Raw genomic sequence first — 25,236 nt, forward strand, 5'->3', positions numbered from 1 at the left:
CATAACAGGAATACTCGGAGTCATTTCATGAGCGACCCTCAACAAAACGCCGCGGCCGCGCCCGCGCAGAAAGCGGGCAACGGCAAACGCCGCCGGCTGATGACGCTGATCGTGCTCGTCATCATCCTTGCGGCCGTCGCGTACGGGCTGTACTACTTCCTCGTCGCGCGCTTCCACGAGAGCACCGACGACGCCTACGTGAACGGCAACGTCGTGCAGATCACGCCGCAGGTCGTGGGCACGGTCATCTCCGTGAACGCCGACGACACGCAGACCGTGAAGGTCGGCGATCCGCTGGTCACGCTCGATCCGGCGGATTCGAAGGTCGCGCTCGATCAGGCCGAAGCGAACCTCGCGCAGACCGTGCGCCAGGTCCGCACCTTCTTCGTCAACAACAACCAGTACGAAGCGCAGATCGCGCTGCGCCGCTCGGACCTCCAGCGCGCACAGGACGACCTGAAGCGCCGCATGATGGTCGCGCAGACCGGCGCCGTGTCGCAGGAAGAGATCTCCCATGCGCGCGACGCCGTGCGCGGCGCGCAGGCATCGCTCGATGCGGCCCAGCAGGAACTGGCGTCGAACCGCTCGCTGACCGCGAACACGACCATCGCCGATCATCCGAACGTGCTGGCGTCCGCCGCCAAGGTGCGCGACGCGTACATCAACTTCGCGCGCAACACGCTGCCGGCGCCGGTGACGGGCTATGTGGCGAAGCGTTCGGTGCAGGTCGGCCAGCGCGTCTCGCCGGGCAATCCGCTGATGGCCATCGTGCCGCTGAACGCCGTGTGGGTCGATGCGAACTTCAAGGAAGTGCAGTTGAAGCACATGCGCATCGGCCAGCCGGTCGAGCTCACGGCCGACCTGTACGGCTCGGGCGTCGTGTTCCATGGCAAGGTGGTCGGCTTCTCGGCCGGCACGGGTTCGGCGTTCTCGCTGCTGCCCGCGCAGAACGCGACGGGTAACTGGATCAAGGTCGTGCAGCGCCTGCCGGTGCGGATCGAACTCGATCCGAAGGAACTGGAGCAGCATCCGCTGCGCATCGGCCTGTCGATGGACGTTGACGTGACCATCAAGAACGACCAGGGCGGCCAGCTCGGCAATGCGCAGAACACGGTCTATCAGACCAACGTGTTCGACAAGTACGGCGCGGAAGCGGACCAGGAAATCGCGCGCATCATCCAGCAGAACGCGGGCACCGGCACGGGTTCGCAAGGGGCGGCAGCGTCGACCTCGTCGAGCAAGCCGCGCGGCAAGGCGACCCAGTCCGCCTCGGCCACCAAGCTGATGTAAGCGGACGCGCGTCATGTCTACGCAAAACGTCGTCCATCCGCCGCTGTCGGGCGCGAAGCTCGTCATCGGCACGATCGCCGTGTCGCTCGCGGTCTTCATGAACGTGCTCGACACGTCGATCGCGAACGTCTCGATTCCGTCGATCTCGGGCGACCTCGGCGTGTCGTCGGACCAGGGCACGTGGGTCATCACGTCGTTCGCCGTCGCCAACGCGATCTCGGTGCCGCTCACCGGCTGGCTCACGCAGCGCATCGGCCAGGTGCGGCTGTTCCTCGGCTCGATCATCCTGTTCGTGATCGCGTCCTGGCTGTGCGGCCTCGCGCCGACGCTGCCCTTCCTGCTCGCCGCACGCGTGCTGCAGGGCGCCGTGGCCGGACCGATGATCCCGCTGTCGCAGACGCTCCTGCTCGCGAGCTATCCACGCGAGAAAGCGCCGGTCGCGCTGTCGATGTGGTCGATGACCACGCTCATCGCGCCGGTCGCCGGGCCGATTCTCGGCGGCTGGATCTCCGACAACATCTCCTGGCCGTGGATCTTCTACGTGAACATCCCGGTGGGGATCATCGCGGCGGGCGCGACCTTCGCGATCTTCCGCGACCGCGACTCGGCGATCCGCAAGGCGCCGATCGATTCGGTCGGCCTGGCGCTGCTCGTGATCTGGGTGGGCTCGCTGCAGGTCATGCTCGACAAGGGCAAGGACCTCGACTGGTTCAACTCCACGACGATCGTCGTGCTCGCGCTGGTCGCGGTGATCGCGTTTGCGTTCTTCATCGTGTGGGAGCTGACGGCCGAGCATCCGGTGGTCGACCTGTCGCTGTTCGCGCTGCGCAACTTCTCGGGCGGGACAATCGCGCTGTCGGTGGGCTACGGGCTGTACTTCGGCAATCTGGTGCTCCTGCCGCTCTGGTTGCAGACGGTCATCGGCTACACCGCGACCGACGCGGGGCTCGTGATGGCGCCGGTCGGAGTGTTCGCGGTGCTGCTCTCGCCGATCACCGGCAAGTTCCTGCCGCGCACCGATCCGCGGCGCATCGCGACGGCCGCGTTCATCGTGTTCGCGCTGTGTTTCTGGATGCGTTCGCGCTACACCACGGGCGTCGATACCTGGTCGCTGACCTTGCCCACGCTGATCCAGGGCATCGCGATGGCGGGCTTCTTCATTCCGCTCGTGTCCATCACATTGTCGGGGCTGCCGGGGCATCGCATTCCGGCGGCGTCGGGTCTGTCGAACTTCGTGCGAATCATGTGCGGCGGCATCGGCACGTCGATTTTCTCGACGGCGTGGGAGCACCGGACCATCGTCCATCACGTGCAACTGACGGAACAGGCCAACGCCTACAATCCGAACTTCGCGAATTCCATGCAGCAGCTGCACGGCATGGGGCTCTCGCAGGAACAGACCTACGGCCTGTTCAACAGCATGGCGACCCAGCAGGCCGCGCAGCTCGGGGTGAACGACATGTTCTACATCTCGGCGGGGATCTTCATCGCGCTGATCGTGCTGATCTGGATCACGCGGCCCGAACGCTCGGGCGGCGGGGATTCGGCGGCGGCGGCATCGGCTGCGCATTGAGCGCGTTGCGGATGCTTTGGGTGCTGCAATGAAAAAAGCCTGGATGAAAATCCAGGCTTTTGTCTTTATTGGGCCGTGACGATCAACCGTTCCGGCGCCAGCACGCCCTCGCCCGCGCGCGCCACGCCCAATAGCCGGCCGTCTTCCTGCGTGTAGACCCGCACGCGTCCGTCATCGAACGGCATGGAGACAAGGTCCGCAAGCCGCAAACGCTGGCCGTGCAGGAAGCGCTTCGCCGCGTCGCTGTCGAGGCGAATCTCGGGGAACGTGGACAGCAGCGCGTCCACCGGCTGCAGCCGTTCGTCGCGTTGCGCTTCGCTCAGGCTGGCGAGCGCATCGAGCGTGACCGCATGTTCGAGCGTCAGCGCGCCGACGCCCGTGCGCCGCAACGCCGTCAGATGCGCGCCGCACTCCAGCGTCTCGCCGATGTCCTCGGCAAGCGTGCGCACGTACGTTCCCTTGCTGCACGTCACGCGAAACGTCACGAGCGGCAACGCGCACGCCAGCATCTGCAACGCGTGGATCGTCACCGGACGTCCCTCGCGCTCCACGGTCTGACCCGCGCGCGCGTATTCATAGAGCGGCTTGCCGTCGCGCTTCAGTGCCGAGTACATCGGCGGAACCTGCACGATGTCGCCGAGAAACCGTTGCATCGCGTCGACCACGGCCGCTGCGTCGCAAGTCACGTCGCGCGTCTGCACCGCCTCGCCTTCGGCGTCGCCGGTGGTCGTGCGCACGCCCAGACGCATGGTCGCCTCGTAGGTCTTGTCGGCTTCCAGCAGATCCTGCGAAAACTTCGTCGCCTCGCCGAAACACAAGGGCAGCAAACCCGTTGCGAGCGGATCAAGCGTGCCCGTATGGCCGGCCTTCTTCGCGAGGTAGATGCGCTTCGCCTTGATCAGCGCGTCGTTGCTCGAGAGCCCGAGCGGCTTGTCCAGCAGCAGCACGCCATCCAGCGCGCGGCGCGGAAGCTTCGGCCGCGACTGTTTCTCCGAACCGCTCATGGCTTACGCGCCTTCCTGACCGTCGTCGGCGTCTTTCGCGCGCGTCGCGTTCGCTTCGTCGATCAGGCGCGACATCTCCACCGCCTTCTCGATCGTCTTGTCGTAATGGAAATGCAGCGTCGGCACCGTGTGGATGTGCAGGCGCTTGAACAGCAGGTTATGCAGATGCCCGGCCGCGTGATTCAGCCCTTCCTGGGTCTGTTGCGGATCGCCGGTGAGCGTCGTGAAATAGACTTTCGCATGCGCGTAGTCGGGCGTGAGCTCGACGCTCTGGATCGTCACGAGCCCGATGCGCGGATCCTTCACTTCGCGCATCAGCTCCGACAGGTCGCGTTGAATCTGGTCCGCAATCTGCACATTGCGGTTCGCGGAGGTCTTTCGTTTAGCCATGATGTTGTTTCCGTATCTCTTTCGCGCCGCTGCAAATGAAAAAGGCGGAGCGAGCCTTCAGGCCCACCCCGCCCTCTATCCAGCGGCTCAGCGCATTACAGCGTACGTGCCACTTCGGTCACTTCGAAGACTTCGAACTGATCGCCTTCGACGATATCGCTGAAGTTCTTGATCGACATACCGCACTCGAAGCCCTGACGCACTTCCTTGACGTCGTCCTTGAAGCGCTTGAGCGAATCCAGCTCGCCGGTATGGATCACGACGTTGTTGCGGATCACGCGCACCGACGAGGAACGCTTGACCACGCCGTCCGTGACCATACAACCCGCGATCAGGCCGACCTTCGGCACGCGGATCACCTGGCGCACCTCGACCATGCCCGTCACCGTCTCGCGCTTCTCCGGCGCGAGCATGCCGGACATTGCCGCCTTCACCTCATCCACTGCGTCATAGATGATGTTGTAGTAGCGGATGTCGATGCCGTTCGCCTCGGCCACCTTGCGCGCCTGAGCATCTGCACGCGTGTTGAAGCCGATGATGACCGCCTTCGAAGCCGTGGCCAGGTTGACGTCCGACTCGCTGATCGCGCCGACGGCGCTGTGCACGATCTGCACGCGCACTTCGCTGGTCGAGAGCTTGAGCAGCGACTGCACCAGCGCTTCCTGCGAGCCCTGCACGTCCGCCTTGACGATGAGCGGCAGGTTCTGCACTTCGCCTTCGCCCATTTGCTCGAGCATGTTCTCGAGCTTGGCGGCCTGCTGCTTGGCCAGCTTGACGTCGCGGAACTTGCCTTGACGGAACAGCGCGATTTCGCGCGCCTTGCGCTCGTCCGGCAACACGATGACTTCCTCGCCCGCCGCCGGCACTTCCGACAGACCCTGGATTTCCACCGGGATCGACGGACCCGCCGACTTCGTGGGCTTGCCGGTTTCGTCCAGCATGGCGCGCACGCGGCCGTATGCACTGCCGGCCAGCACCACGTCGCCGCGGTTCAGCGTGCCCGACTGCACGAGGATGGTCGCGACCGCGCCCTTGCCCTTGTCCAGCTTCGCTTCGATGACGAGACCCTTGGCGGCGGCTTCCACCGGCGCGGTGAGTTCCATCACTTCGGCTTGCAGCGAGACGTTTTCCAGCAGATCGTCGATGCCCTTGCCGGTCTTCGCCGACACTTCGAGGAACGGCGAATCGCCACCGTACTCTTCCGGCACCACGCCTTCCGCGACGAGTTCCTGCTTCACGCGGTCCGGGTTGGCATCCGGCTTGTCGATCTTGTTGATTGCGACGACGATCGGCACGCCGCCCGCCTTCGCGTGAGCGATGGCTTCCTTCGTCTGCGGCATCACGCCGTCATCGGCGGCAACCACCAGGATGACGATGTCGGTTGCCTTCGCACCGCGCGCACGCATGGCCGTGAAGGCCTCGTGACCCGGCGTGTCGAGGAAGGTGATGACGCCACGCGGCGTGTCGACGTGATAGGCGCCGATATGCTGCGTGATGCCGCCCGCTTCGCCCGCCGCCACTTTCGCGCGACGAATGTAGTCCAGCAGCGAGGTCTTGCCGTGATCGACGTGACCCATGACCGTGACGACCGGCGGACGCGGCAGCTTCTCGGCCGTGTCTTCCGTGGCTTCGCCTTCGATCAGCAGCGCTTCCGGGTCGTCCAGCTTCGCCGCGACCGCGCGATGGCCCAGTTCCTCGACGACGATCATCGCCGTTTCCTGGTCCAGCACCTGGTTGATCGTGACCATCTGGCCGAGCTTCATCATCACCTTGATGACTTCCGAAGCCTTCACCGACATCTTGTGGGCGAGATCCGCCACCGAGATGGTTTCCGGCACGTGCACTTCACGCACGATGGGCTCGGTCGGCGCCTGGAACGACGTGTTCTGGTCCTGATGCTTGCCGCGACCCTTCGGACCGCCGCGCCAGCCGCGATCGACACCGCCGCTGCTGTCGCCGCGCGTCTTGATGCCGCGGCGCTTCGATGCGTCGTCCTGCCAGCCGCCCTTGCCTCCGGCCTTCTTCTTGTCGCCGGCGCCTGCGGGCGCCGTGGATGCGGGCGCCGCCGTGGCGCCGGGCGCCGGGCGCTTGGCCACTGCCGGACGGGCCGCTTGCGCACCTTCCGGCTTGGCCGGCTTGTGCAGCGTGCCCTTGGCCTCGGCGGCCTTCGCCGCTTCGGCCGGCTTCGCGGCGGGCGCCGGTTCCGGCGCCTTCACCTGCGCCTTGCGCGGCGTGTTCATCATTTCGCGGATGGCGCGCGCTTCGGCTTCGGCCGCCGCACGACGCTTCGCGATGGCTTCCTGCTCGAGGCGCGCCTTTTCCGACGCAGCACGTGCGTCTTCTTCCGCCTTCTTGGCGGCTTCGCGTTGCGCGGCGCGTTCGCTGGCGGCCTTTTCTTCGGCAGCCTTTTCCGCGGCTTCACGCTGCGCGTCTTCGTTCTGCTTGGCCTCGGCCGTTGCCTGGGCGCGCGCTTCTTCACGCGCTTCCTCGCGGGCTTCCTGACGCGCGGTCTGCGCTGCACGGGAGATTTCCGCCGCCTGGGCCGCAGCCGCCGCACGGCGCGCCGCTTCCTCTTCCTGCTTGCGACGTTCGGCTTCCGCCGCTTCCTCGCGGGCACGGCGCTCGGACTCTTCCTGCTCGAGCTTCGCCTGACGCTCCTTCAGCTCGCGCTCTTCGCGCTCGAGCTGCTCGGCGGCGTGGCGCGCTTCTTCCTCGCGCCGCTGCAGTTCGGCTTCGTCGACCTCGGGTTCCTCGACGTGATTCGACGCCGCTTCGCCCTGCTCCATGCCGGGCTCATCGCGCTTCACGAACACACGCTTCTTGCGCACCTCGACCTGAATGGTGCGAGCCTTACCCGTTGCGTCGGATTGCTTGATCTCCGACGTATGCCGGCGGGTCAGAGTGATCTTGCGTTTGTCGGCATCGGCGGAACCGTGCGACTTGCGCAAATGATCGAGCAGGCGCGCCTTGTCCGTCTCGGAGAGATCGTCGTTCGCGCTCGCTTTCTGTACGCCAGCCGCCTGCAGTTGTTCCAGCAGTACGCCTGCAGGCATTTTTAGTTCCGCGGCAAATTGGGCTACGTTGTTACTCGCCATTCATTCCTCTTGATGCAAGGACAGATCCTTGCGGTTAGATCGGGGTCACGCGGCCAGACAGGCCGCCAAATATCAGTGCGCCATGGTCATTTCTCACTGGAACCAGTGTTCACGTGCTTTCATGATCAACGCCTTAGCGGCATCCTCTTCCATACCGGTCATTTCAACCAGTTCGTCGACTGCCAGTTCCGCGAGGTCGTCGCGGGTCTGAACCTGATGCTCGGCGAGTTTCGCGAGCAGCTCGTTGTCCATGCCTTCGAGACTCTTCAGGTCGAGCGCGACGCCTTCCACCTTCTCTTCATTGGCGATGGCCATGGTCAGCAGCGCATCGCGCGAGCGGTTGCGCAGCTCGTGCACGGTGTCTTCGTCGAAGGCTTCGATTTCGAGCATTTCGTTGAGCGGCACGTACGCAATTTCTTCAAGGCTCGTGAAGCCTTCGTCGATCAGGATGTCGGCGACTTCCTCGTCCACATCCAGACGCGCCATGAACAGGTCGCGCAACTTGCCACGCTCTTCGTTCTGCTTCAACGCCGATTCGTCCGGCGTCATGATGTTGATCTGCCAGCCGGTGAGTTCGCTTGCGAGTCTCACGTTCTGGCCTGCGCGGCCGATGGCGACGGCGAGCTCGTTCTCGTCCACGACGACGTCCATAGAGTGCTTTTCTTCATCGACGACGATGGACTGGACGGCTGCCGGCGCGAGAGCGCCGATCACGAACTGCGCGGGATCTTCCGACCATAGCACGATGTCGACGTTCTCGCCACCGAGCTCATTGCGCACGGCCTGCACGCGCGAACCGCGGATGCCGACGCAGGTACCGATGGGATCGATGCGCTTGTCGTAGGCGATCACGCCGATTTTCGCACGCACGCCGGGATCGCGCGCAGCCGCCTTGATTTCCAGCAGGCCTTGTTCGATTTCCGGCACTTCGAGTTCGAACAGCTTCATCAGGAACTCGGGCGCGGTGCGCGAGAGTTCGATCTGCGGGCCGCGCGCGGTGCGGTCGACCTTCGCGATATAGGCGCGCACGCGGTCGCCCACGCGCAGGTTTTCCTTCGGGATGAGCTGGTCGCGGCGCAGCAGCGCCTCGACACGGCCCGATTCGACGATGAAGTTGCCCTTGTCCAGGCGCTTCACCGAGCCGGTCATGATCTTTTCGCCGCGCTCGAGGAAGTCGTTCAGGATCTGCTCGCGTTCGGCGTCGCGCACCTTCTGCAGGATGACCTGCTTGGCGGCCTGCGCGCCGATGCGGCCGAATTCGATGGAGGGAATCGGCTCTTCGATGAAGTCGTCGACTTCCGCGTCGGCCTGCTGTTCCTTCGCTTCGAACAGCAGGATTTCCTGATCCGGCTCCTGCAGACCGGCTTCGTCCGGCACCACGCGCCAGCGGCGGAAGGTTTCGTGCTCGCCGCTTTCGCGGTCGATCGCGACGCGGATGTCCACGTCTTCTTCGAAGAGCTTTTTCGTAGCAGAAGCAAGCGCAGCTTCCAGCGCTGCGTACACGACGTCCTTGTTGACGTTCTTTTCGCGTGCCAGCGCATCCGCCAGCATCAATACTTCGCGACTCATTGTTTGCGGCTCCTAAAGTCAACCTTGGGGACGAGACGTGCGCGATCGAGGTCCGCGAGCGTGAAATCCAGCATCGCGGCGCCGTCCTTCCCTTCAAATTCCAATCCGATCGTTTCGCCTTCGGGGGCGTGCAAGATGCCACGGAACGACTTGCGCCCGTCCAGCGGTTTTTTCAACGTGATGGCGACTTCGCTTCCCGCGAAGCGCTCGAAATCGGCCAGCTTCTTGAGCGGCCGATCGAGGCCCGGCGACGAGACTTCGAGCCGGCCGTAGTCGATGTTCTCGACTTCGAACAAATATTGGAGCTGGCGCGTGACCTTCTCACAGTCTTCGATGGCGATACCGGCCGGCTGGTCGATATACACACACAGCAACCCGCCTCCCGACCGCTCGAGATCGACAAGCTCGTAGCCGAGGCCCGAGACCGTGGTTTCTATCAATTCCGTCAGTTGCACAGTAACTCCAAGGTGTTCGCGCGCTCCACGCCGAAACACCCGCGGGCAGCGCCTACATGCGGGCGCGCACCCCTGCTCCCGAGATGCCGAACCGAAAAGCCAAAAAAAAATGGGCCAATGCCCATCTTTTTCAACCAGGTCGCACCCGGGCAGCAGAAAAACTACGTGCCCAGCGACTTCGTAATTTTAGCCGTTTTTCGCGACGAACGCAAACGTACAGCACGCTTTCAGGCCCGTTGAAGCCCTGTTGATGCCGCTTTCAACGCGTCTGACCCCGGTGCTGCAAGGCCGTTTGCCGTCGCTGCGCGCGAGAACGAAGGCGGGCTGGCGCTTGCTCGCTCCCGCCCTCGCTCCGCGTCTTAACGCCCGCGCGAGCGATTGCGCGCACCGCGATTCGCGCCACCTGGCTTGCCCTGCCCGCCGGCCGGCTGACCACCGCCACCCGAGCGATTGCCGCGCGGTGCGTTGTTGCCCGGACGCTTGCCGGCGCCGGCCACACCCTGCGTATTGCCTTGCGGACGCGCGCCGCGCTGCCCCGGCCGGCCGCCGCCATTGGTGCGATTGCCGTTCGGCTCCTGGCCGATGCGATTGCCGTTCGGCTCCCGGCCGCCACGACGGCCTGCGCCGCCGCCGTTGCCCATGTTGCCCGCGTTGCCCGTATTGCCGCCGAGTCCGCCCATGCCGCCGAGGCCGAAGCTGCTGGCCATGCCGCCCGGCTGTCCGCGGCGGCCGCCACGACCCGGCGTGGTCTGCTGCGTCATCCGCGAATGCGAGCTCAGCACCGGTTCGCGCGTGATGAAGCCCATCGACGTCTGCATCGGGTCGGGCTGCACGCGCGGCGCGGACTGGCGTCCGCCCTTGTCCTCCGTCGGCAGCTTCAGTCCGACCGACGCCATCAGGGTGCGCACCTGATTGTCCTCGAGCTCTTCCCAGCGGCCGCGCTTGAGACCGCGCGGCAGTGCGATCGGGCCGTGACGCGTACGGATCAGGCGGCTGACCATCAGGCCTGCGGCCTCGAACATGCGGCGCACTTCGCGATTGCGACCTTCCGCCAGCGCAACGTGGTACCAGTGATTCGTGCCCTCGCCGCCGCCGTCCTGGATGCGCAGGAAGTTGGCGGGGCCATCGTCGAGTTCGACGCCCTTGAGGAGCTTCTGCTTCATCCCTTCCGACAGCTGCCCGACCACCCGCACCGCGTATTCGCGTTCGACGCTATAGCGCGGATGCATGAAGCGGTTCGCCAGATCGCCGGAGGTTGTGAGCAGCAGCAGGCCCTCGGTATTAAAGTCGAGACGGCCGACAGCGAGCCACTTGGCCGTCTTCATCGACGGCAGCTTGTCGAAGACGGACGGACGGCCTTCCGGGTCCGCATGGCTGACGATCTCGCCGGTCGGCTTGTGGTACAGCAGGATGCGCGGCGGCTTGCTGGCGAGCTTGCGGCGGACCGGCTTGCCGTTGATGCGCACCTGATCGGTCGGCATGATGCGCTGGCCGATGTGCGCCGGCTCGCCGTTCACCGACACGCGCCCCGCGATGATCAGCTCTTCCATGTCGCGACGCGAACCCATGCCCGCGTCGGCGAGCACCTTGTGCAGCTTCGGCGCGTCGTCGTCCGGCTCCAGCACGCGCTTCTGCTGCTGGACCGCGCGGCCGCGACGCAGCATCGGTGCGCGGACGCCGCCGGTGTTGTCGGCGTCGAAGGCCGGCGAGGTCACGTAGGCGAAGACATCGTCGACCGCTGCGGCCGCGGCGCTTTCCACCGTCGCGGGGCCGCCGTCATTGCGCTTGCCGCGCTTCTGCTGCGGCTGGGCCTGCTTGCGGCGCGCGCCTTCGCGGGCGGGCTGGGCCGGCGCGGCGGCCTGGCCGGTGGTGTTCGCGGCCTCGACCGGCGCTTCGCCGCTGGCCTCGCCCGCTTCTGCACGCGGGTTCTTGCGACCGCGCGGCTTTGCGCCTTCCTTGCGCGGGCCCTTGGCGTTCGGATCCTTGCGCGGCGTACGCACCTGGGCTGCCACGACGCCGTCCGGCGGCGTCTCGGTCACGGCGGCCGGCGCGTCCGGCGACGCTTCGCCGCCCTTCGTCTTGGCGACAGCGCGACGCCGCGCGATCAGGCTGCGCGGCCCGCGGCGCAGACCGCGGCGCGGACGATCGTCGCCCTCGCCATTCTCGTCGCTGCGCGTGCGTTCGCCGGCATCGGCCGACTCGGGTGCATCCGCGTCATGCACGCGGCGTGCGGATTCAGGCGAATCGCTGTCGTGGGAGTGTGTCAAAACAACCTCAAATGTCGAATTGCGCGCCCATCGCGGGCGCGACAAAAAATCCGCTGATCGGTCCGGCTGGTCGTCTCGAAATGTTCTTTATGGAGAGCCGGGTTCCGGAACAGGGGCCATGCGTCTTTGCGTCAGGCGCGGCGCGCCTTCGGTTCTTCGGAGTCGTCGTCCAGTTCGTCTTCGAACACTGGACCCGTGTCTTGCGCGTCGTCGCGCGGCGCCGGAGTCAGAGCCGGCGCGGTGTGCGCGTCCTGCGCGGTATTCAATTGCTGCGGGTGAAGCTCGGCGGGGACCGCCCGAATGGGGTCGATGTCCTCCGCTGCGGCCGACGCAGGTTCCGTACCCTGCCCGACGGGTTCGTCGTGTGCCGCGTGTCCTTCGTCTTGCTCGCCCTGTCGTCCATCGACGACCGCGCCGGGCCCCTGCGATTCCTCTTCCGGCGCGGCGGACCCGCTTGCCGCGTCGAGCGGCTTATCGGCGTTGACCGGCGCCTCAGGTTGATGTTCCCCGGCAGCGGGCGCATCCACGGCCACGCTTTCGGGGAATTCGATCGAATGCTGCGCGAGCAGCGACGCTTCGAATTGCGCCGATGGATTATCCAGTGCCGGCAGTTCGTCGAGCGCGCTCAGGCCGAGGTCGTCGAGAAACTGCTTGGTCGTGGCATACAGCGCCGGACGTCCCGGCACATCCCGATGACCAATGACTTCGATCCAGCTGCGATCTTCCAGTTGCTTTACGACCTGCGTGTTCACCGTCACGCCCCGAATCTCTTCGATATCGCCCCGCGTCACCGGCTGCCGATAGGCAATGATCGCGAGCGTTTCGAGAACCGCGCGGGAATACTTGGGCGGCTTTTCAGGATGCAGGCGGTCGAGATAACTCCGCATCGCCGGCTTGCTCTGAAAACGCCAGCCCGAAGCAAGCGCCACGAGTTCCACGCCACGGCCCGACCAGTCGGCCTGAAGCGCTTCGAGCAAGGTGCGCACGGTGTCCGCCGAGATGTCGTCGGCGAACAGCTTGCGCAAATCATGCAGCCTCAGCGGTTCCTGCGCGCAAATCAGGGCAGTCTCGAGGACGATCTTCGCCTCTTGGGTATTCATGCAGCTTGGGTCAACCCTGTATGGTCAATGATTCGATTCAAAGCGAGCTTGAGCAGATTCGAACGCCACCGGAGCGGTGCGAACGATAAAGCTGTACGCGGAATTTCAAGACGCGCTCGCCCGATTTCTCGCCCGATCGGAACCGGTCATATTGATTGGGAGCACGCACCGGGGAGAGGCAGCATTGGGCGTTCGGTGAGCGAGCGCCGGGCCAGTCCAGCCGGTCGAGGTGGCGCTTTCCAAGACGAAAGCGCGTGACTGAGCGCCATATTACGCAAAAAGAACCGGGGCGTAAAGGTGAAGCAGCATCGCGGCCGAAACTCACTCGACGGCGCCTACGCCGCGCCGCGCGCCGCCAGGAAGCGCCGCAGACGCTCGACGCCCGCATCGAGGCGCGCCGGATCGCAGGCGTAGCACCAGCGCACGAAACCTTCGCCCTCTGCGCCGAACGCACTGCCCGGCGCGAGACCGAGTCCGGCGTCGCGCACCAGCGACTTGCACAGGTCGAGGCTGTGCGCCGCGCCCGGGAGCGAGAAGAACAGGTACATCGCACCGTCGGGCGCGCGCACGTCGACGCCTTCGATGCCCTGCAACGCGCTCACAAGGTGATCACGGCTCGCGCGCAGATCGGCGACGAGCGACTGCGTGAAGCGCTCGCCCTCCGCGACGGCGACCACGCCCGCTCTCTGCACGAACGACGGCGCGCACGACGTGTTGTATTCCACCAGCTTGCCGAGATCGTCCATCAGCTGGGTGGGCGCGACGAGCCAGCCCAGGCGCCAGCCGGTCATGAGCCACGCCTTCGAAAAGGAATTCACCGCGATCACGCGCTCGTCGCGCGCAGCGAGATCGAGGAAGGAAGGCGCGGCGCCGCCGTCATCGCCGTAATAGAGACGCTCGTAGACCTCGTCCGCGACGATCCAGATGCCATGGCGCCGGCAATGTGCCAGGACGGCGCGCTGGTCGTCGCGGCTCATGGTCCAGCCGGTGGGGTTGTTGGGCGAGTTGATCATCAGCATGCGCGTGTCCGGCGTGAGCGCAGCCAGCAAGCGGTCGAGATCGAGCGTCCAGCCATGTGCGCCGTAGCTCAGCGACACCGTTTCGACGCTCGCGCCCAGAATTTTCGGAATCTCGACGAGATTCGGCCACAGCGGCGTCACCGCAACCACGCGATCGCCCGCGCCGACCACCAGCTGGGCCGCGAGCATCAGCGCGTTCACGCCGGCGCTCGTCACGGCGACGTGATCCGCCGAGGTTGCGCCGTGCAGTCCGCTCACGTAAGCAGCGAGCGCCTCGCGCAGCGGCGCGATGCCGAGATTGTGCGTATAGAAGGTGTCGCCGTCGGCGAGCGCGCGGCTGGCGGCGTCGCGAATGAAGGGCGGCGTCACGCGGTCGGATTCGCCAAACCAGAACGGCAGCACGTTCGCGACGCCGAATCCCGCGTTCGCCACTTCACGGATCTGCGACGGGCGCAGCGCCCGCACGGCATCTCGGGCATTCGGCGCACCGAACCCGTGCGCGCCGCCGAGTTGACTCAGTTCGCTGATCACTGCTCCTTCCGATTCACTCATTACCCGCCCCGTTGCGTTGTCAATTCAGGAAATCAAGTCTAACGCGCGCCTGCCGGTTTAGCGGCGCGCACCGGTTCAAGCCCGTTCAAATCAGATCTTCCGCGCGCCGCGGCAGCGAAGCGATCAGCGACCAGACCGATTCAGCCGCCGGCGACAGCGAACGATCGCGCCTGCGCACCAGTTCCACTGTGCGCTCCGCGCGCGGTTCGAGCGGCAACGCCACCAGCGACGACTCCGCCGGCAACGGCAGCGCGAGCCACGGCAGCACGCTCACGCCGACGCCCGCCTCGACGAGCCCGAACACCGTCGCCGAATGCCCCAGCTCCTGCACGACCTGCGCGTCGACGCCGTGCTCGCGCATGACGGCATCGATGAGCGGCCGGCTGCCGGAGGCGTAATCGAGCATCACGAGGCGCTCGCCGGCGAGCTTTTCCCATGGCACGGCGTCCTGGCGGCCGAGCGGATGATCGCGCCGCGCCACAAGACAGAACGAATCGGTCATGACGGGTTCGCCGTACAGGTCATCCGACGCAAACGGGCCGATCACGACGCCGAAATCCACCTCGCCCGATTTGACCTTGCGCAGGACGTCGGACTGGACGTCGTCGCGCAGGCCGAGCGAGATCAGCGGGAACTGCGTCAGGCACGAGGCGACGACGCGCGGCATCAGCCGGCACGCGATCGTCGGACTCGCCGCGACGATCACCCGCCCGCGGCGCTGTTGCCCCAGGTCGCGGACTTCGCGCAGCGCCTCGTCCAGATCCGCGAGCAGCCGCGACACTGTACCGACGAGGTTCAGGCCGACATCGGTCAACTGCACTTCGCGCGTCGTGCGGTCGATCAGCTTGAAACCGATCTCGCCTTCCAGTTCCCGCACACAGCGGCTGACGGCCGACTGCGTGAGGCCGATTTCATCGCCCGCGCGACTGAAGCTGCGCAGCCGCGAGACCTCGATGAAGACACGCAGCTGCCGCAGCGTCACGTTCAAGGGCGCGTTCATTCCGTTCGCTCATCAATATTGTCGTTTAAGTCGGAATTATAGGTCTGAGCAGGCTGAATGCTTGCGCGAACGTACGTTTCGCTGCGGTGCAGCATATTCTGGAAACGCACGCCGGATGGGCCTATTGCACTGGATTGGTGATTGTCCCGATTTCTTAATTGGTTCATTTCGGGTCTGATACGGGCCATGCTGACATCGCGTCAGCCAACTGCCATGCGGGTTTCCCGGATTTCGCGACACGCATGGCACGGTTCTCGCATTTCATTGCGCACAGAGGTCGGAGTCGTTACACGGAAGCACGAAATGATTGTTCACCGTCATCCGCTCCGGCCTTTCCTGGGTATTCGTTCATCGGATTCCGACCAGAGTGCGCGGCGCGGGGCAGCGCACCGGGGTTAGCTTCGCTGAGGTGAGATATGGTGCTGTTCGACGATTTGAGAGATAACGAGTGGGCGCTGGTTGAGGCGTTGTTCTGTGCCGAACCGGCGCGTAGCGAGCGGCGCGGCCGTCCGCGCGTCGAAGCGCGTGCGGTGGTCAATGCCGTGTTGTGGGTGCTTTCGACAGGCGAAGGCTGGTCGAAACTGCCCGGCCGGTACCCTTCCCCGCCGACCTGCCGTCGACGCTTCGACGAGTGGCAAGCAGACGGCACGCTGGCCGAGATCGTCAAGCGCCTTGCGGGCAATGGCCGCGAAGTGTCGCTGCGTGGCCGCATCGGTTCGAGCGCCGCCAAGCCGCCTACGCCGCCGAGCCGCGACCGCCTGCGCGGCGCGTTTTGGACCAACCCGGAATCGTGGCGCGCGCCGGCAAAGATGGCCTGACCATCGTGCCTTGCCGAGGCCGTCGTCAGACGGCCTCGATGCATCATCGTCCTGCTGCGCAAGCTTGCCTTGCGCCCTGTCTGTTCTCTCCATCGGTTTACCCGTGCGGCTCTGTACGCTAGCAGACGTCGTCGGCGCGCACGTGGAGCGAAACAACTCTTTACTATTCCTTACAGCGCGGAAGCGGTCCGACGCTTAACTTGGTGAATGATCGAACCAGCCCCACGCGGGCTTGGAGGGATTTCGCCATGAAAGCATCGACTCTGCTCGTCCACGGCGCGCTGGTTGCGCTGATGAGCACGACGGCGATGAGCCAGGCTCAGCCGCCGCCTGCCGCGTCCGATTTTCATGTCAGCACCAAGGCAGCCATGGAAGCACCGCAGGGCGGTCCGCGCACACGCGGCGTAACGCCTCCGGCGCCCCGTGGCGACCTGCGCGGCGATATCGCCAGCAACGTGCGCGCACGCCCCGATGCCGAGCGCGACGGACGGCCGCAGCATCACTGAGCTCCAGATTTCATCAGGTGCGAGCGCGACGCGGCTGCGTTCGCGCGGAGAGACGACGAGAAGAAATCCCGCTCGTCAGCGACAGTCACAGGTTTTGCCGTGCACGTAGCGTGGCAACAGTGAGATCCGGAATGCCCGTATCCTCGTGATACGGGTTTTTTTTGGCTGCGGCTCCGGCGGAAGCGCCGCACTCCAGCGGGTTCATCCGGCCCGTACAGGTGAACAGGCGAAGCCTCTCCCTCGGCCTTCGCCGATCGCTTGCCGCCCGAAGCAGGACGACGAAAGCGCTGTCCTGCTGACTAGACCTTCGCCTCCGCCAGCGTTTCCTGCCCGCCGAACGTGTAGCGTTCCGTGCGGCGCAGGTCCCAGTCGGTGGAGCGCTCATTGCGCGAAAGTCTCGAGAATTCGTTTTTTCCCCGCTCGGTCACGACAGCGATGTCGACCGGGGCATGAAAGCCTGGCGCGGGCGCGACGGTGCGCTGACGGGTCAATTCCAGCAGGCCGAGCGCGCGCAGGAGATCGAAGACATTGGGGCGTTTCGCCCAGGGAACCTGACGATACTGCGCTCGGCGAAGTGCTTCGAGTACGGCTTCGTTGGAATACGTGGTCATCTCGTTCTTTCTTCCTATGCAGCCATGACGACGCTCGTGACGGTCGCAAGACGGTCCGCGACGTCGACTAAACGCGGCGCGCCGAATCTCGTTTGCGAGCAAGTCGACTCGCAGCCGAATGTTTGGCCGCCGCTTGCGTTAGGTGCTGCTTTCTATTACAAGCCCCCGATGAGAGCGCGCTGATCACACGCTTTGCTGCCAACCCGCCGATGCGCCCGGTTGTGCGCGATGACGAAACGATTTGTCTTAAAACCAATACGTTACCCCAATCAAATTGGTTCTATTCACTTTATTCCTGCTTTTTTTTGCATCATTCGCGCTATGGCGACGCCGTCGCGTGCAGATCGTAATCGTCACGGCGGCGCTGGCATGGGGCATCGGAGCGGGCTGGTTCGCCGCGCCGCTGCTCGCGGTGGCGCAGCGCGGCTACACCCGCACGGCCGCGCCTGACTTCGCTCCGGACACGATCATCGTGCTGATGGGCGGCGGAACCGATCGCAGCGACACGGGGCTCGTGCCCAAGCCCGACTCGATGCAGCGCATTGCGGCGACAGCCGCGCTGTACCGTGAATGCCGGGAAGCGGCGCGATCGTGCAAGGTGATTGTGAGCGGCGGGGATCCCGAACATCACGGCCAGGCCGAAGCCGACAACTACGCGCCCTATGTGCTCGCCCAAGGCGTCCAGCCCGATGATCTGGTGCGTGAGAACCAAAGTCTCAATACCTGGCAGAACGCCCGCAATGTCGCTGCCATTGTGGGCCGCGCACATGACAATCGTTTGATCATCGTAACCTCCGCCTATCACATGCGGCGTTCGCTCCGCGCGTTTCAGGCATTCGGCTTCGATCCCCAGCCCTACGTGTCCAGTGCCCGGCACGGCCACGTCACGCTCCTGCCGCGTCTCGGAAGCTTCGAGACGAGCGAGATCGCGCTGCACGAACTCGTCGGGCTGGCGCGCTTCGGGGTGTATCGGTGGCTGCACCTGTATTGAACCGACGTCGCGAAATCGGACGAATCGTCTGAAAAGCGCGGATGATCGGCCGTATCGATTGATCAGTACTAGCAACTGAAACAATCCGCCGATATGATTTTCAACGGTCAAAACTGGCAAGGCGCTGGATTGGCGCCGGACATTGCCCGACACGTCTGTCCTGTTCCGCGCCTATCATAGGAAGGTCCGGATCGCGGACACTCGGCTTCAAGAAGGTCGGTTGCCGGCGCGGGAGCGTTTATTGCTCACACCCAAAGCGTTTTTCCACCGGATCGGACAGGCGATTCCCGGGTTCAACACCTACTAGGAGGTAACAATGAAGAAAGTGTCCCTGGCTGTTCTGTTGTCCCTCAGTGCAATCGCGACAGGCGCTTATGCGCAGAGCGATCAAGGCGTGACCATGAGCACCGATCCCGCCAAGATTTCCGACATCGAAACGCGTGCGCAAAACCTGCAGTCGCAGCAGGACAACATGCAAAACATGCATTCGCAATCGTCGTCACACAAGTCGATGCATCACAAGAAGTCACACAGCAAGCCGATGAGCGGCTCGAGCCAGTAACGATCGAACCGCCCTTTTCGCTTCGGGGCCATTCACGCCGCCTTTGATGCGATGTCGCGTCAAAGGCGGCGCGGACTCATGCAGCAGCGCTTCCTGCATTTGGCATAGCGCTTACTTGACCCGGCTGGCGCGATGGGTGACCCAGTCGCCGCTCTCGATGCGCGACAGACCCGCTACCGCCTGCGCCGTGACGGGATAGATCATGCAGTCGAGCCGGTCTCGACGACCATCCAGTTCCACCTCTACATTCAGCCGGTGCGCCCGGAACAGTCCTTCCACGCCCGGATAGACTTCCTCGATCTCATCCAGCACCGGCACGAGCGCATCTTCGATGCGATACACATCGCCGTGAACCGGTTGTCCCTCGTCATCGATCACGAGGCCCGGGTAGGCGCCAAAATCGAAAAGCTCCCCATGAACGTGCGCCCGGCCCAGACATTGGGGAGCCGCAATGCCGTGCCGTTCGGCCGCCTGGTTGATATCGTTCGCCTCGCCCGCGCGCAGCGTGCCGTACACGAAAACGTATTGCATCGGGAATGCCGCTCCTGTCGTTGAATTCATCGATGGCGAATTATGCGCCCGCCACGTGCGCCTGCGAGCCGGGCCAAACAAGGCTGCTTTCGGCTAACATCGTCGGCTGATGGCTGCGTGTCGGCGCGCGGCCAACCTGTATCTCCATTCATCGGGCACACATGATCAACCTGGTCGAAGCGGCATCGTCGGACGAGGAAGTCGAGCATCTCGACATCCCGCCCGAGCATGCGCCCACGCTCGCCCATCCGATTCGCGTACGCTCCAGACCCGTGCCCTATGGCGTACGTATCGCCCTGCACACGCATCCGTGGGCGCAGGTCGCCTACACGTCGCGTGGCGTGTTGCGCGTCGCGACCGTCGATTCGACCTGGATGGTGCCGCCTTCCCGCGCCATCTGGGTGCCGCCGAATGTCACGCACGAAGTGGTGATCGTCGAGGATGCCTATCTGCGCACCCTGTATGTCGATGCGAGCGTGGTGCCGGCAGGCCTCGGTGCGTGCCGCGTGGTAGAGGTGTCGGCGCTGCTTCGCGAGGTGATCGCCGCCCTCGATGACGCTTCCATCTCCCCGGAGCGAGAACGGCTGCTCGGCACGCTCGCGCTGGACGAGATCATCCGCTCGGAACCCCTGCCCCTCTCGGTGCCGATGCCCAACGAAAAGCGCCTGCGCGCGCTGTGCAACGCCGTGCTCGCCGAACCGTCTCATTCCGATCTGGAGCGCTGGTCGTCCGAGGCGGGCGCAAGTCCGCGCACCATCGCGCGGCTGTTCAGGCGGGAGCTCGGCGTCAGCTTTTCGCAGTGGCGCCAGCAGGCCGTGCTTGCACGCGCCATTCCGTTGCTGAGCCAGGGGCGTCCGCTCGCGCAGGTGGCGCGCGAACTCGGCTATCAGAGCCAGAGTGCCTTCTCGGCGATGTTCCGTCGCGCATTCGGCGAAAGTCCGCGTGCGTTCTTCGCGCGCGACAACGGTGACAGCCCTGAAGATCGCAGCACGCGCGATCCGGACGGCGCGTGAAGTCTGGTCAGACGCGTCGCACCATATGACGGATCGCGCCGAGTTGCGCGAGACGCGGCCCCGCCAGCCGATAGCCCATGCGCAGGTATAGACGAGCCGCGGGGTTGTCGACGAACACGCGCAACTGGCATTCGGCCAGCCCACGCGCCCGCGCCCAGCGATGCGCCGTGTTGAGCAGGAACGTACCCGCGCCGCGCCCGCGATACCCTTGTGCGATCTGCACGTCACGAATATGCAGCGAGTCACCTTCTTCGGTCACGCGCATGACGCCGATGGGCGTGCCATCTGCCTGCAGGATGAAATTTTCGGATTCGCGCCAGCTGGAAAGAAAGAGATCGCCACGCCAGACGAGATTGTGGCGTCGATAGTAGCCGGCCATGTTGTCGTGCATGAGCGCTTCGGCGAATGCGAAGTCTGCCATGGTCGCCTGGCGTAATTGATACAGCGAGAGGTCTTCGGTGGGATCCAGCATCGCGGGTGCGGGCACGAGAACAAGTGCCTCAACACTAAGTCAGCGCGGGCAGGCTGGCAATGGCCATTACTACGGGCGATCGTCCATTCGGCCGAGTACGAAACGGAAGGCGGCCATGAACAGAATCCAGCAGGCAAAAAAAATCCAGCCCGGAGGCTGGATTTCTCTTTACTGCTGGCGGAGCGGACGGGACTCGAACCCGCGACCCCCGGCGTGACAGGCCGGTATTCTAACCAACTGAACTACCGCTCCACTTTCTTGTAATCGGCGCACCGATCCGCCGTGTCATCGACGAACCTTGCAGCGCTTCTGGCAGCCGCCGATCAATCTGGCGTCCCCTAGGGGATTCGAACCCCTGTACTCACCGTGAAAGGGTGATGTCCTAGGCCTCTAGACGAAGGGGACTTCAACTTCTTGCAAACTGCGGCGAAAAAAAACCGGCTCTCAATAGCCGGAGTGTTTTTGCTCGCAGTATTCAAACCAGGTGTTGGCGGAGCGGACGGGGCTCGAACCCGCGACCCCCGGCGTGACAGGCCGGTATTCTAACCAACTGAACTACCGCTCCACTTTCTTGCTATCGATCCGCCGTGTCACCGACGAACGCTGCAGCGCTCTCTAGCAGCCGCCGATAATCTGGCGTCCCCTAGGGGATTCGAACCCCTGTACTCACCGTGAAAGGGTGATGTCCTAGGCCTCTAGACGAAGGGGACAGAAACTTGTTGACTCTGTCTTACTACTGTCTCGCCAACTTACTTTCTGCCGGTCAGCGAAGACCGAAATTCTATACAACTTCGTGCTGTTTGTGAAGTATTTTTTGCGACTTCCAAGTTTCTGGAGAACAACTTCGCCCTACTTCACCTTGCTTGACTGTTCTTGGTGGAGGTAAGCGGGATCGAACCGCTGACCTCTTGCATGCCATGCAAGCGCTCTCCCAGCTGAGCTATACCCCCTTGCAGAACAGAAACGAGATTGTATAGGGCGTTTTCGTAGTTGTAAATACCCTCTGACGAACAAATCGCAAATTATTTGGCTCATCTCGTGCAGTTGCACGCAATCGATGGAGCCCGACGCTTTCCCACGCACGCCGGGCCCGCCGAAACATCAACTCGCCGCCTTTCCCAAGCGATTCACGACAACATCGCGACCGAACAGCATCAGCACGGCATCGATGGACGGCGTGTGCGTCGTGCCTGCCACCAGCAGTCGCACCGGCATTGCGAGCTGCGGCATCTTGAGCTTGTGTACGCCGAGCGTGGCCTTGAGCGCAGCCGCAATCGCTTCCTTGGTCCATTCCACTTCCGCGAGCGCCGTGCGCAGATCGGCAATGGCCGGACGCACCGCATCCGTCACGTGCTGCGCATACGCGTCCGGTTCGATCACCGGCTCGCGATAGAACATCGCGGCGTTATCGGCGATCTCCTTCACCGTCGATGCACGGTCCTTCAGCAGCCCGATCACCTGATCGAGCGGCGCGCCGGCAGCGAGCGCGGCGGCATCGATGCCGCCGGCGAGCAGGAACGGCCGGGTCAACTCCGCCAGGCGCGCGTTGTCGGCTTCCTTGATGTAATGAGCATTGAGCCAGTTGAGCTTGTCGTGGTCGTACTGCGCGGGCGACTTGCCGAGATGCTCGAGATCGAACCACTCGACGAACTGCTCGCGCGAGAAAATCTCCGCGTCGCCATGCGACCAGCCGAGGCGCGCGAGATAGTTCACCACCGCTTCCGGCAGATAGCCGTTGTCGCGATAGCCCGTCACGCTCATCGCGCCGTGACGCTTGCTCATCTTCTCGCCCTGCTCGTTCAGCACGGTCGGCAGATGCGCGTACACCGGCGTGTCGCCGCCGAGCGCGCGCAGGATGTTGATCTGGCGCGGCGTGTTGTTGACGTGATCGTCGCCGCGGATGACGTGCGTGATCTTCATGTCGAGATCGTCGACGACCACGCAGAAGTTATAGGTCGGCGTGCCGTCGGGACGCGCGATCACGAGGTCGTCGAGTTCCTCGTTCGAGATCTCGATGTGGCCTTTCACCGCGTCGTCCCACGCGACGGCGCCCGTCAGCGGATTGCGGAAGCGCACCACCGGCTCCACGCCTTCGGGCACCGGCGGCAGCACCTTGCCCGGCTCGGGACGCCAGGTGCCGTCATAACGCGGCTTTTCGCCGGCGGCGCGCTGGCGCTCGCGCAGGGCGTCGAGCTCTTCCGTAGACATGTAGCAGTGGTACGCCAGCCCCTTCTCGAGCATCTGCGCGACGACCTCGCGATAACGGTCCATGCGCTGCATCTGATAGAACGGGCCTTCGTCGAAATCGAGTCCGAGCCAGTCCATGCCTTCGAGAATTGCGTCGACCGAGGCGTCGGTGGAACGCTCGAGATCGGTGTCCTCGATGCGCAGCACGAAGGTGCCCTTCATCTTGCGCGCGAACGCCCACGGATACAGCGCGGAACGGATGTTGCCGAGATGGATGAAGCCGGTCGGGCTCGGAGCGAAGCGTGTGCGGACTGGGGTGGTCATTGCTGTGTACTCGATGAGGGCGCCGCCGCCGCGCGGCCAACCCGGAGCGGGCGGCGCACGGCCGAGGCCGGAATGCGATCTGGCGGGCCGCGTGCGCGACGGCCGTCGGAGACGGCCAGCGCACGGCGTGGCGCACGAAACACCCGCACGCGAAGCCCGCCCAAAATGAGCCGAAATTATACTCGCCGGCCGCATCGTGTCGGCCCGCGAGCCTTTGCTTTATGATGTGCGCGCCTGATCGTCACCTGTCCACGAAACCTCCCCGACGCCTCGCGCCATTCGTCCGGGACCCGCTGCATCCGGAGCACGCCTTGAGTTCATCGTCACCCCGTCTTTCACGCCGCGCGTTCTCGCTCGCGGCCGCCTCGTCCGTTCTTGCCGCCTGCACCACGACCAGCAGCGGCGTGTCGGGCGAGACCGCATCCGCGCCGCCACCCCGGCAGGAACCGCAGCGGCCGGTGCGCATCGGCCTGGCGCTGGGCGGCGGCGCGGCGCGCGGCTTCGCGCATATCGGCGTGATCAAGGCGCTCGAAGCGCGCAACCTGCACGTGGATCTCGTCGCCGGCACGAGCGCGGGTTCGGTGATCGCGGCGCTGTATGCATCGGGCATGAACGGCATCGCCATCAACAAGCTCGCGCTGACCATGGACGAAGCCTCGATCAGCGACTGGGCCATGCCCTTCCGCACGCGCGGCATCCTGCAGGGCGTCGCGCTGCAGAACTACCTCAACAAGACCCTCGACAACCGGCCGATCGAGAAGATGGCGCGGCCGCTCGGCATCGTCGCCACGGATCTCAGGAACGGCCAGCCGATCCTCTTCCAGCGCGGCAACACGGGCATTGCGGTGCGTGCGTCGTGCAGCGTGCCGTCGATCTTCGAGCCGGTGAAGATCGGCGATCGCGAGTATGTGGACGGCGGCCTCGTGAGCCCGGTGCCGGCCGCGTTCGCGCACAAGATGGGCGCGGACTTCGTGATCGCCGTCGATATCTCGGCGCGGCCCGAAAGCGGTCTCACGACGAGTTCGTTCGACGTGCTCATGCAGACTTTCACGATCATGGGCCAGACCATCAAGGCCTACGAGCTCGACAAGTACGCCAACGCGGTGATCCGCCCGAATCTCAACGCGATGAGCAGCAGCGACTTCAGCCAGCGCAACGCGTCGATTCTCGCGGGTGAAGAAGCGGTGGCGAAGATGTGGCCGACGCTGCAACGCCAGTTGCAGGATAAGGGCGTGCGCGTCTGAACATCGGAACATCTAAACGCAACGGGCGCAAAAAAACGGCGGCTTCCTGTGCGAAGCCGCCGTTTTTATTTCAAGCCGGATCAGCGTGAGGGATCAGTAATCCGCGTCCTCGATCCACGCTGCCTGGATCGATTCCAGGATCTTCTCGTTGGACTTGTCGGGATCGTCGTCGAAGCCATCGAGCTCGGTGATCCAGCGGTGCAGGTCAGTGAAACGCACATATTGAGGATCGATATCCTGATGCGCGTCGGTGAGAGCCATCGCGATCTCCTGAGTATCTGTCCACTTCATGGGCGAGCCTCCTGTCAGTGATTTTCCTTGGCGTGATTGATGGTGTAGCGCGGGATCTCGACCACCAGATCCTCGTCGGCCGGCACCATTGCCTGACATGATAACCGCGATGTAGGTTCCAGCCCCCACGCTTTATCGAGCAGATCGTCCTCGAGTTCCTCGGACGGTTCGAGCGCGTTGAAGCCTTCCCGGATGATGACGTGACAGGTCGTGCACGCGCACGACTTCTCGCACGCATGCTCGATCTCGATGCCGTGATCCAGCAGGTTGTCGCAGATGCTCTTGGCCGTATCGGCGTCGATCACCGCGCCGTCCGGACACAGCTCCACGTGAGGCAGTACAACGATTTGAGGCATTTTTCGTAAGTTCTCG

The 25,236-nt window shown here is 64.4% G+C and carries 23 protein-coding genes and 5 tRNA genes; 8 read left to right on the forward strand and 20 right to left on the reverse strand.

The features are described from left to right. Positions 1-27 precede the first annotated feature (27 nt). Positions 28-1,290 carry an EmrA/EmrK family multidrug efflux transporter periplasmic adaptor subunit gene (locus QCE69_RS08330; RefSeq protein WP_309916751.1) on the forward strand — a complete coding sequence of 421 codons (1,263 nt, stop codon included), beginning with the start codon at positions 28-30 and terminating at the stop codon, positions 1,288-1,290. Positions 1,291-1,303: 13 nt separating this feature from the next. Next, positions 1,304-2,863 (forward strand): DHA2 family efflux MFS transporter permease subunit, encoded by a 1,560-nt coding sequence (locus QCE69_RS08335; RefSeq protein ID WP_309916754.1) that lies wholly within the window; start codon positions 1,304-1,306, stop codon positions 2,861-2,863. A 65-nt stretch (positions 2,864-2,928) separates the two neighbouring features. Here QCE69_RS08335 and truB read toward each other — a convergent pair whose 3' ends face one another. From truB to QCE69_RS08380, 9 genes are all read right to left on the reverse strand, one after another. Next, positions 2,929-3,867 (reverse strand): tRNA pseudouridine(55) synthase TruB, encoded by a 939-nt coding sequence (gene truB / locus QCE69_RS08340; RefSeq protein ID WP_309930278.1) that lies wholly within the window; start codon positions 3,865-3,867, stop codon positions 2,929-2,931. A 3-nt stretch (positions 3,868-3,870) separates the two neighbouring features. After that, a complete protein-coding gene (gene rbfA / locus QCE69_RS08345) occupies positions 3,871-4,257 on the reverse strand; it encodes a 30S ribosome-binding factor RbfA (RefSeq protein WP_309808585.1) in 387 nt (128 codons plus the stop codon). Positions 4,258-4,352: 95 nt separating this feature from the next. Beyond that, positions 4,353-7,352: a translation initiation factor IF-2 gene (infB, locus tag QCE69_RS08350; RefSeq protein WP_309930279.1), complete on the reverse strand. Its 3,000-nt coding sequence runs from the start codon at positions 7,350-7,352 to the stop codon at positions 4,353-4,355. A gap of 93 nt (positions 7,353-7,445) precedes the next feature. Continuing rightward, positions 7,446-8,921: a transcription termination factor NusA gene (nusA, locus tag QCE69_RS08355; protein ID WP_309930280.1), complete on the reverse strand. Its 1,476-nt coding sequence runs from the start codon at positions 8,919-8,921 to the stop codon at positions 7,446-7,448. Beyond that, on the reverse strand, positions 8,918-9,376 hold the full coding sequence (gene rimP, locus QCE69_RS08360; RefSeq protein WP_309808592.1) for a ribosome maturation factor RimP: 459 nt from the start codon (positions 9,374-9,376) through the stop codon (positions 8,918-8,920). The genes nusA and rimP overlap by 4 nt, the downstream gene beginning before the upstream one ends. Positions 9,377-9,735: 359 nt before the next feature. Next, positions 9,736-11,643, reverse strand: a complete 1,908-nt coding sequence (rluB, locus tag QCE69_RS08365; protein ID WP_309930282.1) for a 23S rRNA pseudouridine(2605) synthase RluB — start codon at positions 11,641-11,643, stop codon at positions 9,736-9,738. A gap of 131 nt (positions 11,644-11,774) precedes the next feature. Then, the gene (scpB, locus tag QCE69_RS08370; protein ID WP_309930283.1) at positions 11,775-12,743 is read right to left on the reverse strand and encodes an SMC-Scp complex subunit ScpB; all 969 of its coding nucleotides are present in this window, start codon (positions 12,741-12,743) and stop codon (positions 11,775-11,777) included. A 335-nt stretch (positions 12,744-13,078) separates the two neighbouring features. Next, positions 13,079-14,314 (reverse strand): pyridoxal phosphate-dependent aminotransferase, encoded by a 1,236-nt coding sequence (locus QCE69_RS08375; protein WP_309930285.1) that lies wholly within the window; start codon positions 14,312-14,314, stop codon positions 13,079-13,081. Positions 14,315-14,399: 85 nt separating this feature from the next. Further along, on the reverse strand, positions 14,400-15,302 hold the full coding sequence (locus QCE69_RS08380) for a LysR substrate-binding domain-containing protein (protein ID WP_309919749.1): 903 nt from the start codon (positions 15,300-15,302) through the stop codon (positions 14,400-14,402). Positions 15,303-15,730: 428 nt separating this feature from the next. On the opposite strand from QCE69_RS08380, the gene QCE69_RS08385 reads away from it, so the two are divergent. Both QCE69_RS08385 and QCE69_RS08390 read left to right on the forward strand, forming a co-directional pair. After that, positions 15,731-16,132 carry a transposase gene (locus QCE69_RS08385; RefSeq protein ID WP_309808600.1) on the forward strand — a complete coding sequence of 134 codons (402 nt, stop codon included), beginning with the start codon at positions 15,731-15,733 and terminating at the stop codon, positions 16,130-16,132. A gap of 248 nt (positions 16,133-16,380) precedes the next feature. Continuing rightward, positions 16,381-16,638, forward strand: coding sequence for a hypothetical protein (locus QCE69_RS08390; protein ID WP_309916774.1), 258 nt, complete (start codon positions 16,381-16,383; stop codon positions 16,636-16,638). Positions 16,639-16,937: 299 nt separating this feature from the next. Here the strand turns inward: QCE69_RS08390 and QCE69_RS08395 are convergent, their stop codons facing one another. Continuing rightward, complete coding sequence (locus QCE69_RS08395; RefSeq protein ID WP_309916776.1) at positions 16,938-17,249, reverse strand: hypothetical protein; 312 nt, start codon at positions 17,247-17,249, stop codon at positions 16,938-16,940. Between the two features lie 337 nt (positions 17,250-17,586). Here QCE69_RS08395 and QCE69_RS08400 point away from each other — a divergent pair, with 337 nt between their 5' ends. Further along, a complete protein-coding gene (locus QCE69_RS08400) occupies positions 17,587-18,240 on the forward strand; it encodes a YdcF family protein (protein ID WP_309930287.1) in 654 nt (217 codons plus the stop codon). Positions 18,241-18,556: 316 nt separating this feature from the next. Further along, positions 18,557-18,802, forward strand: coding sequence for a hypothetical protein (locus QCE69_RS08405; protein WP_309916781.1), 246 nt, complete (start codon positions 18,557-18,559; stop codon positions 18,800-18,802). Positions 18,803-18,913: 111 nt separating this feature from the next. On the opposite strand, the gene QCE69_RS08410 is transcribed toward QCE69_RS08405, so the two are convergent. Then, positions 18,914-19,333, reverse strand: coding sequence for a gamma-glutamylcyclotransferase family protein (locus QCE69_RS08410; protein ID WP_309916784.1), 420 nt, complete (start codon positions 19,331-19,333; stop codon positions 18,914-18,916). A 161-nt stretch (positions 19,334-19,494) separates the two neighbouring features. Here QCE69_RS08410 and QCE69_RS08415 point away from each other — a divergent pair, with 161 nt between their 5' ends. Continuing rightward, the gene (locus tag QCE69_RS08415; RefSeq protein WP_309916787.1) at positions 19,495-20,346 is read left to right on the forward strand and encodes a helix-turn-helix transcriptional regulator; all 852 of its coding nucleotides are present in this window, start codon (positions 19,495-19,497) and stop codon (positions 20,344-20,346) included. 7 nt (positions 20,347-20,353) lie between these two features. Here the strand turns inward: QCE69_RS08415 and QCE69_RS08420 are convergent, their stop codons facing one another. The 7 genes from QCE69_RS08420 to gltX all read right to left on the reverse strand — a co-directional run bounded on the left by QCE69_RS08420 (position 20,354) and on the right by gltX (position 23,329). Beyond that, positions 20,354-20,818, reverse strand: coding sequence for a GNAT family N-acetyltransferase (locus QCE69_RS08420; RefSeq protein WP_309808616.1), 465 nt, complete (start codon positions 20,816-20,818; stop codon positions 20,354-20,356). A gap of 175 nt (positions 20,819-20,993) precedes the next feature. Next, positions 20,994-21,070: transfer RNA gene (locus QCE69_RS08425), tRNA-Asp, on the reverse strand. Between the two features lie 77 nt (positions 21,071-21,147). Next, positions 21,148-21,223: transfer RNA gene (locus tag QCE69_RS08430), tRNA-Glu, on the reverse strand. Between the two features lie 83 nt (positions 21,224-21,306). Next, positions 21,307-21,383: transfer RNA gene (locus QCE69_RS08435), tRNA-Asp, on the reverse strand. Between the two features lie 69 nt (positions 21,384-21,452). After that, positions 21,453-21,528 (reverse strand) — tRNA-Glu (locus QCE69_RS08440). 164 nt (positions 21,529-21,692) lie between these two features. Further along, positions 21,693-21,768, reverse strand: a tRNA-Ala gene (locus QCE69_RS08445). 151 nt (positions 21,769-21,919) lie between these two features. Next, complete coding sequence (gene gltX, locus QCE69_RS08450; RefSeq protein WP_309930289.1) at positions 21,920-23,329, reverse strand: glutamate--tRNA ligase; 1,410 nt, start codon at positions 23,327-23,329, stop codon at positions 21,920-21,922. Between the two features lie 311 nt (positions 23,330-23,640). Here gltX and QCE69_RS08455 point away from each other — a divergent pair, with 311 nt between their 5' ends. Next, the gene (locus tag QCE69_RS08455) at positions 23,641-24,573 is read left to right on the forward strand and encodes a patatin-like phospholipase family protein (RefSeq protein ID WP_309930291.1); all 933 of its coding nucleotides are present in this window, start codon (positions 23,641-23,643) and stop codon (positions 24,571-24,573) included. A gap of 93 nt (positions 24,574-24,666) precedes the next feature. Here the strand turns inward: QCE69_RS08455 and iscX are convergent, their stop codons facing one another. After that, entirely contained in the window at positions 24,667-24,864 is a 198-nt protein-coding gene (gene iscX / locus QCE69_RS08460; RefSeq protein WP_309808622.1) for a Fe-S cluster assembly protein IscX, read from the reverse strand. Between the two features lie 14 nt (positions 24,865-24,878). After that, entirely contained in the window at positions 24,879-25,220 is a 342-nt protein-coding gene (gene fdx / locus QCE69_RS08465) for an ISC system 2Fe-2S type ferredoxin (protein ID WP_061138726.1), read from the reverse strand. Positions 25,221-25,236 lie beyond the last annotated feature (16 nt).

It is taken from the genome of Caballeronia sp. LZ032, assembly GCF_031451315.1.
Taxonomy (GTDB): domain Bacteria; phylum Pseudomonadota; class Gammaproteobacteria; order Burkholderiales; family Burkholderiaceae; genus Caballeronia.